This is a genomic window from Priestia sp. SB1 (genome assembly GCF_038898415.1).
Genome location: NZ_JBBJSS010000004.1, coordinates 259,568 through 272,039, shown reverse-complemented (window position 1 = coordinate 272,039; position 12,472 = coordinate 259,568). Strand labels below are relative to the sequence as shown.

Sequence of the window (12,472 nt, the reverse complement as noted above, 5' to 3'; positions counted from 1 at the left end):
TTCATCTCCATTTTTCATTTTGAATCCAACCAGTATCTATTGTGGTTCCCATGTTAATAAACATTTGATAAAATGTCTTCAACCAGTTTGAAAGCAATTAACCCAACCACTTTAAAAACAGGAGTACGTGTATGAATCAAGAGAACAGTTCGAGTTATCCAAAATACAAGCAAATCATTGATTTTATGAAAGAGAAAATTGCGCGTGGAGAATGGCCGATTGGAAGTAAAATTCCTAGTCAGCGAAAGCTTGCTGCTATGTTTGATGTTAACCGAAGTACGGTCATCACCGCATTAGAGGAATTAACAGCGGACGGTTTAATTGAAGGTAAGATGGGAAAGGGAACCATCGTTATAAATAATACGTGGACACTTTTGGCTACAACTCCGCCCGATTGGGATGTTCATGTGAAATCAGGCATGCATCATCCGAGTCAAGCAATGGTACAAGATATTAATGAATCCGAATTTAACTCAAACCTTATTCAATTAAGCAAAGGAGAGCTTTCACCTGACATATTTCCTAAAAATAAAATGAAATACGCCGTAGAAAAAGTAGCAGAAAATATGGAGGTTCTAGGATACGAAGAACCAAAGGGGTATTTGCCTTTACGAAAAGAGTTAAGTGCATATATGAAAACAATAGGGATTGAATCTTCTCCAGATTCTATTTTAATTGTTTCCGGCGCTCTTCAAGCTCTTCAGCTTATTTCAATTGGACTGCTGCAAAGAAACTCTTCGGTTTTGCTCGAAAAACCTTCTTATCTATATTCCTTACATGTATTTCAATCAGCCGGAATGAAACTCAAAGGCCTTGCTATGGATGAGGAAGGAATAAAAGTAACAGCTATAAAACGCGCCGACCCTCAAGAAGGGCAAGCTATTTTATATACAAATCCATGTTTCCATAACCCAACGGGAACATTAATGTCACAAAATAGGCGTTACGATTTGTTGAAAGATTGTGAGGAACATCAGCTTCCTATTATTGAAGATGATTTATACCGCGAATTATGGCTAGATAAACGGCCTCCGCTGCCATTAAAAGCTTTAGATAAAAACGGACACGTGTTATATGTTAGCAGTCTTTCTAAAACATTAAGCCCGGGATTACGGATCGGATGGATAGTCGGCCCAGAACCAGTCATTGAGCGTTTGGCGGATATTAAAATGCAAACAGATTATGGATCTAGCTCATTATCTCAAAGAGTAGCAGCAGAATGGTTTAAAAATGGCTTATATCAACAGCATATGGAAACTGTACGAACGGAATTGCGAACAAGAAGAAAAGTGATGCTGAATGCTTTGGGAACATACGCAGGAGATATAGCAACATGGACGAATCCTGAAGGAGGCTTTTTTATATGGGTGCATATTCAACCTTCTATTTCAATGAAATCTTTATACTCTCGTGCTTTAAAAAGAGGGATATTGCTTAACTCTGGAAGTATTTATGCACAAGAAACCGGCAGTTATCTTCGGCTTTCTTACGCCTATGCCTCTTTACCAGATATCGATAGAAGCATTGAAATTCTTGCTGAACTGATTCGGGAATTGCAAGTAAGGAATAGTGGGTAATCCACTATTCCTTTTTATTTGTATCAAACTATTCTTCTCTTCTTATAAAAAACTTCAAGTAATAACTGACTATATATTACCATCTATAATACGTGTTATTTTTTATGGAAAAAATAAGTTAATAAAACTTTTAATTGACTTTCTGTACGTTTTACATGTAAATCGTGAATGGTTTTAACTACGTAATCATTATCAAACATTTCCAACACCTCAATTATTGTTAAGTTTCCTATTTGTTATAGTTTATGAAATCAGCAGACGCATATCATCGGCCATCAGCTGTAACTTTACGGTTTGTCTTTTACAACTAAAGGCTGAAACGTACGCTCATGATTGAACGCACGAATAACAGGATATGCAAAAAAATGAAAAGTGTGCACGTTTTGTTTTAAAAAAGCTATATCTTTAAAAAAAGAAAATTGTCACACACATTTATGAATATGTATCTACTAAGTAAGAAGACTTTTTTAGTTGGTGGGATTGAAGGTGAAAAAGATGGATGAATTATTTAAAGATCTTGATCTGTACAGAACGCAAGAAGAAATGAAGAAGTATTTTGAACATACGCAGCAAATGATTCATCAAAACAAAGAGTATATAAAATTAGCCAGACTTAAAAAAGGGCGTTTCAAAAAGTTTTTTGAAGAGTTTTATCCGCTTTATTGCTTCAGCCAATCTTCTTATTGTCCGAGGAATTCAAAATTGAAGCTTATTATTGGAAGTCAAGGATACGACGGATTAATTATTCAGCCGGATGGTACTGAAAAACGAATTGAAATTACCTCTTACAAAGATGGGAAACTGGAATTTGAAGATGCACAGAGGGTCAATTCAGGAAATTTTGCTCTACCCCGTATCCAGACGGAAGGTTCTGTGGAAGAGTATATAGAAAAAGTGCTAGAGAACATTCAAAAAAAGAGCAAAAAAGATTATAGTGGCGCATCCATTTTATTTGTTGTACACACGTTTCATTATTTTGAAGCCTATGGAAAAAGTTCAGCTGCCTTTATTCGTACCTTAAAAAAAGAAATGAAGAAGACAGATTTTCGAGCGGATGAAATTTATTTATTGGAATTAAATCAGCCAGAAAGTGAAAGTGTTAAGCAAAACATTCATTTCATTAAATAAGAAGACACGCTGTAGATGTTGAGGTGTGTCTTCTTTTCTGATAATAGAACTTAATGCAGGTGGATAATTTTGAAAATTACAACAATTAAGTGCTATAATTCAAGTGTGAATATGCATTCAGAGGAGGAAAACCAATGGATTTAGCTTATAGAGAGAAAGCGTACGAATATGCCAAAAGATTTGAATCTAGCTATGACGATTATGATGAACGCTATAAGGTGCACAATAATCCGACGGTATGGCGATTTATGCCGCTGGCTGATTTTCAAGATTTACTAGAAACCAATGCGCTTTTTTTCGCAAAACCTGATGCATTTTCGGATCCCCTTGAAGGATGCTCTTCGATGTGGAACATAGAAGAGTTAAGAAAAAAAGGCGAACGTCATAACCGTACCTCTAGAACCTATATAAGAAAAATCCATGAATTTTCTGCTGTTTCATCCTGGCATATCAATGATTACGAAGCCGCTGGAATGTGGGATCTATATTTAAAAGGGAATGATGGCGTAGCTATTAAAACCACCTATGAAAATTTATTGTGCAGTATTAAAGATTTACGCTATAAAATCTTCTCTGGAAAAGTGCAGTACATAGACTTCCAAAAAGAAATGATCAGTCACTCTGTATATGACACGTTATTTTACAAGCGCAAATCCTATCAGCATGAAAATGAATTGAGGCTTGTTATTGTAGCAAGTCGTATACACGCTTGGAAGCTGCAAAAGCTATTCGAAATTCAAGGTATTTCCGCAAATCAATGGCAAAAACGAATGGATATCCTCGAAAAAAGATCGTATGAGTTTTCTCACGAGCATGGCAACCTCCTTACATGTAATTTACATCAGCTTATCAACGATATTTACGTATCGCCAAGAAGCGCTCAAAGCTGTGTAGATGAGGTAAAAGCTCTTACTAAGAAACACGGTCTCGCTTATAAAAAGGTTATTCAGTCTGACTTGTATAAGGACTATATTTACTAAATGCTAGCGAAGTACACAAAGGCTTAATCAAAAAATGATTAAGCTTTTCGTGTTACACGTTTTATATTTCCATACATTTCCTCATATAAAATAAAACAAACCTCCAAAGCCTATATATACATATTAGACAAATCAGGAGTACAGTATGGTTAAAAAAATGCTGTTTATTTTAGTATGCGGGCTTTGTTTGTGTTTGTTTTTTCAATGGGACGTAAAAAAAGGCTATAACGCTTATGTTCGTGTACATCCGCTTATCGAAACGCCTGTTTACCAAGGCAAGATAGCGCTGTATACACAAGGAAGTAGTTTATATCCTACTTTATTTGAGGATATTAAAAAAGCAAAAAAGTACGTGTACATTCAATTTTTTATTATTCGAGCGGACAACATCAGCATGAAGCTATTTGAGCTATTGAAAGAGAAAGCAGCTGAAGGGGTAAAGGTTAAACTTTCTGTAGATCGTTTTGGAGGAAACGATCTCTCCCGAACACTCATAGATGATCTTAAGAAAAATGGAGTTGAGTTTACCTTTAGTCGAAAAGCAAGCAGGCAGCACTTTTTTTATAGCATTAATCATCGAAATCATCGAAAGTTTGTCGTAGTAGATGGCCAAGAAGCCTATCTCGGAGGTTTTAATATAGGAGAAGAATACTTAGGGAAGCATAAAAAATTGGGCTATTGGCGTGATTACCACTTGCGAATTAAAGGAGAAGGTATTTTTGAAATTGAAAAGCAATTTTTGAAAGATTGGGAAGAAGACACGGGACAACATATATCTCCTCAGCGAGTTCCTATCGCTCGCTCTCACGGAGCAAACTATCAGCTATTGTTTTCAACTGGAGAAGAACTTGAGCAAAAGATGATTGATCTAATCAACCGTGCCAAAGTAAAGCTTACCATTGCTACCCCTTATTTTATTCCAAGTGAACATTTAATGAATGCACTTATTTCAGCAAAAGAAAAAGGCGTTTTAATCGATATTATACTTCCGGACAATACCGATGCGTGGTTCACTAAACCGCCTAGTTACCCTAAAACAGAGCAACTATTAAACAAAGGTATTCGAATTTTCTTATATAAAAAGGGGTTTTTTCACGGAAAAGTAATGGTCATCGATCATACGATTGCCAATATTAGCACAGCCAACTGGGATCCCCGAAGTTTTTATTTAAATGATGAAGCGAGCTGTCTTATTTATGATCGCGAGATGATTGCACACATAGAACGAGAAATTAATGAAGATAAAACAAACAGCCGCAGATTAACCAAAACAGTAATAGATGAAATCCCTAAATGGGAACGTTCTCTTAAAAAAACACCGGAATGGATTTATTATTATTTTTGAAAAAATACCCAAATCAAGTTTTAATTATTTTTCCCCGGGTATATATTCTGTGTAAGGCCAATACAGGAAAGGAGAGACTGTACACATGCATTGTTTTACAGCGACTTCAAGAAACGTATTGAGCACCTTAGAAGGAAGATTTGCTTTAATTACAAAAGGAACATTGGTAAACAATCGTTATACTAAGTGCTAGGCTGTCTAATTCAGACAGAATACTCGACTATTCTATTCAAACATAACATTCAGTATAAAAAAGAAGATGCGTGCTAAGCGCATCTTCTTTTTTGTTGACTCTATTTTCTCTCTCTTTTGTACTTCGTCTTATTTTTACGCATAAAATAATAAAAAGGAGGGGGTTATGCTGTTTGATTATGAACGGGAGTTAACGATTGACCGAAAAGATGCTACTCAAAAGACTGCAGTCACTAATGCTGAGACTTATAAAAAAATAGACTGGGAACAAGTGAAATCAGAACAAAATCTTGCGGATGACCAAGCCCTTGTACGCGTACCTTTTCCGCTGATTTTCAAAAAAAATCAGCTGTATCCTGTATGGGATTTAAGAAAGTACGCTTTTTTATTTGAACAATCTACATCTGCTACTGTCCACCCTAAACTGTGGGAACAAGGAAAATTAAATGTACAAGCCGGTTTATATCAAGTAACTGAAAACATCTTTCAAGTAAGAGGCTTTGATATGGCTAATATTACATTTGTTAAAGGGAAAACGGGGTGGATTGTTATTGATTGCTTAACATCCAAAGAAACGGCAGAAAAAGCGCTTGAACTAGTAAACCAGCAGTGCGGTAAGCGTCCTGTTAGAGCTGTTATCTTCTCTCATTCGCATATAGATCATTACGGCGGAGTTCTAGGGATATTACCTGACTCAACACAAAATAAAACTAGTAAAGTTTATGCTCCTGCTGGATTTATGGATGCGGTTATTGATGAAAACGTCACGGCGGCAACAGCAATGACACGAAGAAGTCAATACATGTACGGTATTCGACTGCGACGCGATGAAAAAGGCCTAATTGACAACGGCATCGGAAAAGAAATTTCATTTGGAACAATCACGCTTATTAAAGGAATAGAAGAAATTCATCCTTCCGAACATCATTCTTATGTAAGTAAGAAAATTGACGGCGCCTCATTTCAGTTTCAGCTTACGCCAGGGACGGAGGCGCCTGCTGAAATGAACATCTATATTCCTAGTGAAAAGGCTCTTTGTATTGCAGAAAACTGTACGGCCACTCAGCACAACCTCTATACCCTTAGAGGAGCAAAAGTAAGAGACGCAGCAGCGTGGGCAAGGTACTTGCAGCAAGCAATCGATTTATTTGGCCAAGAACTAACAACTGTATTTGGGGTACATAATTGGCCAAGGTTCGGAAATGAGTCGTGTATTACCTATATCGAAAATCAACGAGATGTTTATCAATATATTCATGACCAAACATTAAGGCTGGTGAATCAAGGTTATACCATCGACCACGTCGGTCGAATGATGAAGCTACCGGAAACCCTATCTCACGAGTGGTATACAAACGGCTTTTATGGAACGGTTAACCATAACGCAAAAGCGGTTTATCAGCGCTATATGGGCTGGTATAACAGCAATCCTGTAGATTTAAATAAACTGTTTCCTGAAGAGTCAGCTAAGAAATATGTAGAGTATATGGGCGGAGCGGACAACATTGTCCAAAAAGCACAGCGCTGTTTTCAACAAGGCGACTATCAATGGGTAGCTGAAGTGACCAAACAAGTTATTTACGCTGATCCTCACCATGTGAAGGCAAAACTTTTATGCGCAGACGCGCTTGAACAATTAGGGTATATAGCTGAATCTGGTCCTTGGCGAAATGAATATTTAACAGGAGCCAAAGAACTTCGTTTAGGTAATATACCGCTGCCAGTCAACATTATTACAAAAGAAGTATGGGATACACTTCCTTTGAAAAATATTTTAGAACTATTTAGCATTCGCGTAGATGGATTAAAGGCGGGCGCATGTAACTATCGTATATTGTTTGTGATACCCGATCGTAATGAAGTAGCTCTCACAGAACTTAAGCATGGAATCTTTAGGTATCTTGGAGATACGCGAAAGAAAGCTGAGGTGACGGTAACGATGTGGCAAGATACCTTATACCGGCTAACAACTACAAATGATCACTCTTATAGCTCGGTCATATTTGTTCAAGGAGATAAATCAAAATGGGATTTTTTTTTGTTTTGTCAGGATTCTATTGATCCAAACTTTAATATTGTGACACCTGTTTCTAAAAAATAGAGTACCTGATTACAACTCAGAAAGCACATCGTTGACTTTTTGTTCAAAACAGCTGTCGCATGTGAAGATTTCTTTTTCTTGAAAAGATGTTAGCCTTTCTCCACAGATGGAACAGCATTCTATATAGTGATTGTTTCGCTCTTGTTCTTTTCTTTCATGTAACATAGCACTTTCCTCCTTTTCAGTATAAATAGTTTGTCTTATTTCTTTAAGTATATACTAATATCAGCCTATGCAGGGAATATAAGGCGTGCTAATGCAGATTATTTATAAAATAAAAGCGTTGTAAAACCGCTGAAATTGGCACAGGAATTGCATATTAAATCATTGAGAAATTTCAATGATTAATATGGGGTGAACAGAATGTCCATTACAAAAACAGCTAGTGAATTAAAAAAAGAACAGCAGCAAGAACAGGAATCACTTAATTTATTTTTATCTACTCAAACCGTTATTCAAGAAGCGCTTCAAAAACTAGGGTATGGTGAAGAAATGTATCATTTGTTGAAAGAACCGCTGCGCATGATGACGGTTCGTATTCCAGTTAAAATGGATAACGGATCGGTAAAAGTATTTACAGGCTACCGCTCTCAGCATAATGATGCTGTCGGGCCTACTAAAGGAGGCGTACGCTTTCATCCTGAAGTAAATGAAGAAGAAGTGAAGGCATTATCCATTTGGATGAGTTTAAAATGCGGGATTGTCGACCTTCCGTACGGCGGAGGTAAAGGCGGAATTGTATGTGACCCAAGAAACATGTCGTTTGGTGAACTAGAGCGACTCAGCCGCGGCTATGTAAGAGCCATCAGTCAAATAGTTGGGCCTACTAAAGATATTCCTGCACCGGATGTCTATACAAATTCTCAAATCATGGCGTGGATGATGGACGAATATAGCCGACTGCGTGAGTTCGATTCTCCTGGTTTTATTACCGGAAAACCTATCGTACTCGGAGGATCTCAAGGACGCGAAACTGCAACGGCTAAAGGAGTAACCATTTGTATAGAAGAAGCTGTTAAAAAGAAAAACCTTAACTTGCAAGAAGCACGGATTATTATTCAAGGCTTCGGAAATGCCGGCAGTTTTCTTGCTAAGTTCATGCATGACGCAGGAGCAAAAGTAATTGGCATTTCAGACGCGTACGGAGCTCTTTATGATCCGCTTGGTCTTGATATTGATTACCTGCTTGATCGACGCGACAGTTTTGGTACCGTAACGAATTTATTTACCAATGTGATGACAAACGAAGAACTATTAGAAAAAGAATGTGATATTTTAGTACCCGCAGCCATTTCGAATCAAATTACGGTTCGCAACGCTCATCGCATTAAAGCTTCTATTGTAGTCGAAGCAGCGAACGGACCGACTACACTTGAGGCTACGCGCATTTTAGACGAAAAAGGCGTGCTTTTAGTGCCGGATATTTTAGCGAGTGCTGGAGGCGTAACGGTTTCATACTTCGAATGGGTGCAAAATAATCAAGGCTACTACTGGTCTGAAGAGGAAGTAGCTTACAAATTACGCAAGGTAATGGTGGATTCATTTGAAACGATCTATCAAATCGCTCAAGAAAATGATGTAGACATGAGACTTGCTGCTTACATGGCAGGAATCAAAAAATCAGCTGAAGCTTCTCGTTTCCGCGGCTGGGTATAAGATAAAAAAACGATTTGGACTACATGTTCCAAATCGTTTTTTATTTACCGGAACTGCCAAATAATTAAAAGAAAACCTGCTAAAAAAACAAACATGCATAAAAAATTGGCATATTTATTTATCGCAACCCGAATGATGGCAAAACAATTGACAGTGAGAATGATTTTCAATTATTCTATATATAAGATATATACATACCTATACTAATAAATTGAATGTAGAAAAGGAGACAGAAAGCATGAGTGTATTAGATATTATTAAAGCCAGAAGAACGATTGGGGCTATGCAAGACAAAGACGTATCAGAAGATGCTATCAACCTTATGTTAGAAGCAGGCACTTGGGCTCCTAACCATAAAAAGACAGAGCCTTGGAAATTCCGAGTGTTTACAGGGGATTCACGCGTTCGTTTAGGAGACGAAATGGAACGTATTATGAAGCAAAAAACTGCTCACTTAAGTGAGGAAGAAGCGTTGAAAAAAACAACAAAAGCTAAAAAAGGCCCGCTTCGTGCTCCTGTCATTATTGCTGTAGCAGTAAGTCCTTCAGGAAAAGTGCCTGAAATTGAAGAAATCTCTGCCGTAGCGGCAAGCATACAAAATATGCTATTAGTAGCGGAAGAACAAGGTTTGGCTACAATTTGGAGAACGGGTGATATTGTCTATCAGTCAGAACTGAATGACTTTTTATCTCTAGAAGAAGACGATAAGCTCTTAGGCTTAATTTACGTCGGACACCCTAATAAAGAAGCTTCATCAAAACGTATTCCATATCAAGATAAAACGATTTGGTATCGTTAAAAGGTTCTTCCTGTGCTTCTATAAATATTAAAGTAAAAAGGGGCAGTCACTTATACAATTGTGAGCTGTCTTTTTTATTGTTTTTAAGAAGTGGCAGAAGGGAACTTAACGGGAATATCAAATGATTATTTATGATAAAACAACAAAAGAGAAAGATAAGATACCTTAGATATTTTTCTTTTGTTTACTTTGTAATTAACGCTTTACTGATAGTTAATGCCTTTACAGAAGCAATAGATGGAGGTAGTCTCTTTGGGTAAGGGGAATAATTTTATGTGCCATTATGTTATCATTTCCCTTTGCTTACATGATTTTAGGAGCTCTGATATTCGTCCCATAACTTATTTATAAAATTGAATAGTAGAAAAGATAATGGTTAGGAACCGATAAAACAGTTCATAACATCTTATTCTCCCGAGTGACTAACCTGTATCTCTGTCGTCGTAATTTATAGCTCTTGCCTAGACTTAGGTAGGGGCTATTTTTAACGGGGTGAAAAGGGGAGGAGTGTCAATAAAATTTAAAATTCCAAGCTAAGTAACCGCTGCTTTTTTTCTTCAAAGTTATTGTATAACTTTTTAATATCTTAATATATGGAACGGAATCATAGTCCAATTCTATCTCAATGTGTTGCAGGTGAATAACCTCTATCTAGAAGTGAAGTTTGCTTGAGATCCTATATAAAGCTGTCCTTTACTGGCTGTATGCTTTGCATTGACTGCTTTTTAAAATATAATGTATAGTAAAAATATACTGTATATTCCAAGGTGATTCCAATGAGATTTTTAATTGAGTATAAGGATTTTAAAACGAAAGAAGAAGATAACTTTTCTTTGCAATTATTAGATACTTTTTTAAATGAACATTTAATAGGAGAGTTTCACGGAAGCACGTTTGAGTGTATTTTAATCCGTTTTATAAACAATCCTACCTCTAAGAAGAAGTACAAATTACGTGTTCTCTATGAAAATATAGCCGAAATTGAGTTGCCTGGAAATTTTATCAATAACAAAAATCTTAATATAGAGGATTTCTTAACAGGTCTACATAGAGTTGAAGAGGCTATTGTGCTAGTTAAAACTATAAAACTAAAGTCAGAACTCGACTTTAGTGAAGATAAACTTCTATTAGAGTTTCAACAATCGATAAAAGATGCACCGCGTACACTCGAGGAGCTAAAGGCATACTTCAAGAAGCAAAAGCAAACAGCTCAAAGTAACTGGGCTAAACTAGCTGACCTTTCAATGAAAAGGTCTTTGGCTAATCCAAAACCGCTAACAAAGCCATTAACAACGATTAGTATTTCTGCTCCTATCGAAGAAACAGAACCAAACCACTCTTTTATCTACACCGAAGTTTTCAGCAACCTGCTAAGGAAAGCAGAAGTGATGCTGCCGGGTTATAGTCACATCTTTATACATTTAGCGGATACACTAGTGGAAGCTAAACAAGAGTTTGCCCCGAATCACCGGATAAAAGATGCATTTTCGATAATAGATACTAAAAAATATATGGCGAGTGACAACGAAACTAAATCAAATATGATGTTTAATAGTATAGTTTCAGCATTAAGAAGCGTTACGAAGTTTGATCACTTAGAAGAGCATAAAATAGAATCTGTTATTGAAAAAATAAAAGAAGAAGGCACCGACATTGAGCTCACATACTTCTCGAAACAAAATGGTAAGTATTTAGCCGAGGTCATTTATACAGTGCCCAAATCTCATCTTACAAATGCTCCATTTAAACTGCGTGTTACGGACCTTAATTCTAACGTTGTTAAAACTACAAAAATAGATGATATTAATTTATTTTGGTGCCCGTATAGCTTCGGAAGCATAAATATAAAAAAAAATTCAGTTGTTATTAACGGGAGAAAGAGCCAGAGAGCAGAGATTTCAAGGAGAGCTGACAAATTACCGGATGAATACATTTTTAAGATTAAAGATATATTTATTTAACTTTTTATAATGACTAGGAATAAATTTACAATCAGGAACAAAATAGTAGTAAGGATGACCGTTCTTATCCCCAATTTTTTATAAATATCTTATACCCTAAAAAACAAAACAAGCTGGCATTTTAAATGCGCAGCTTGTTTTGTCTGTTTTCGTATTCTTTAAAAACGATTAATACAGGCATCTAATATATCTTCATACTGTGCTTTTGTGTCATCTTTACTAAACTTTGTTCTTCTCGAGAAGTATGAAAAACTCCTTTTCATTATCTTTTTGCAGGATTACTAATAGCTAAGAGATGCTCGTATCTTTTTTATTTGTTACTAGCTATTGGTATCTCTACTATGATTGGCATCCAAACATTTGTTAATCTTAGTGCAGTCTCAGGAATCTTACCAATCACCGGAGTAACACTTCCTTTTGTCAGTTACGGTTTTTCCTCAATTACTTTGCTATTGTTTACAACTGGTGTACTTCCCGAAATCTCTATGTTGGACAAGTTTAAAAATAAGTACAAACAAACTGGTACAGAACCAACTCAATTGAAAAGTGTCTGATTAGAAGATAGCGGCTTACTTCATACCACTATCTTTTTTATACTAAAAGCGAACTAAAGAGACGATATCTTGTTGTGTTTCTTATAAATAATTAAAACTTTTTTACCTATTTTCTTTAAAATGTAAAACTATTCCTGTTTTGAAACGTACTAGATATAGTAGAAATTTACAAAAGGAGA

The 12,472-nt window shown here is 36.3% G+C and carries 9 protein-coding genes and 1 pseudogene; 9 read left to right on the top strand and 1 reads right to left on the bottom strand.

Annotation, left to right across the window (positions count from 1 at the left end):
• Window positions 1–131 precede the first annotated feature (131 nt).
• The 5 genes from pdxR (at window position 132) to WKH56_RS16530 (ending at window position 7,323) form a co-directional block, all read left to right on the top strand.
• Window positions 132–1,577 (top strand): MocR-like pyridoxine biosynthesis transcription factor PdxR, encoded by a 1,446-nt coding sequence (gene pdxR / locus WKH56_RS16550; RefSeq protein WP_310884479.1) that lies wholly within the window; start codon window positions 132–134, stop codon window positions 1,575–1,577.
• A gap of 495 nt (window positions 1,578–2,072) precedes the next feature.
• The gene (locus WKH56_RS16545) at window positions 2,073–2,705 is read left to right on the top strand and encodes a hypothetical protein (protein WP_255900960.1); all 633 of its coding nucleotides are present in this window, start codon (window positions 2,073–2,075) and stop codon (window positions 2,703–2,705) included.
• Window positions 2,706–2,839: 134 nt separating this feature from the next.
• Window positions 2,840–3,685, top strand: a complete 846-nt coding sequence (locus WKH56_RS16540; RefSeq protein ID WP_028413295.1) for a DUF2971 domain-containing protein — start codon at window positions 2,840–2,842, stop codon at window positions 3,683–3,685.
• A gap of 145 nt (window positions 3,686–3,830) precedes the next feature.
• Entirely contained in the window at window positions 3,831–5,030 is a 1,200-nt protein-coding gene (locus WKH56_RS16535; RefSeq protein ID WP_310884480.1) for a phospholipase D-like domain-containing protein, read from the top strand.
• 358 nt (window positions 5,031–5,388) lie between these two features.
• A complete protein-coding gene (locus WKH56_RS16530; RefSeq protein WP_221833303.1) occupies window positions 5,389–7,323 on the top strand; it encodes an alkyl/aryl-sulfatase in 1,935 nt (644 codons plus the stop codon).
• Window positions 7,324–7,332: 9 nt separating this feature from the next.
• On the opposite strand, the gene WKH56_RS16525 is transcribed toward WKH56_RS16530, so the two are convergent.
• Complete coding sequence (locus WKH56_RS16525) at window positions 7,333–7,488, bottom strand: hypothetical protein (RefSeq protein WP_162871471.1); 156 nt, start codon at window positions 7,486–7,488, stop codon at window positions 7,333–7,335.
• Between the two features lie 198 nt (window positions 7,489–7,686).
• Here WKH56_RS16525 and WKH56_RS16520 point away from each other — a divergent pair, with 198 nt between their 5' ends.
• From WKH56_RS16520 to WKH56_RS16505, 4 genes and pseudogenes are all read left to right on the top strand, one after another.
• A complete protein-coding gene (locus tag WKH56_RS16520; RefSeq protein WP_033579029.1) occupies window positions 7,687–8,979 on the top strand; it encodes a Glu/Leu/Phe/Val family dehydrogenase in 1,293 nt (430 codons plus the stop codon).
• A 238-nt stretch (window positions 8,980–9,217) separates the two neighbouring features.
• On the top strand, window positions 9,218–9,778 hold the full coding sequence (locus WKH56_RS16515) for a nitroreductase family protein (RefSeq protein ID WP_014460005.1): 561 nt from the start codon (window positions 9,218–9,220) through the stop codon (window positions 9,776–9,778).
• 776 nt (window positions 9,779–10,554) lie between these two features.
• The gene (locus WKH56_RS16510) at window positions 10,555–11,739 is read left to right on the top strand and encodes a hypothetical protein (protein ID WP_310884481.1); all 1,185 of its coding nucleotides are present in this window, start codon (window positions 10,555–10,557) and stop codon (window positions 11,737–11,739) included.
• Window positions 11,740–12,017: 278 nt separating this feature from the next.
• Window positions 12,018–12,293: pseudogene (locus WKH56_RS16505) on the top strand (FtsW/RodA/SpoVE family cell cycle protein); the annotation flags it as partial.
• Window positions 12,294–12,472 lie beyond the last annotated feature (179 nt).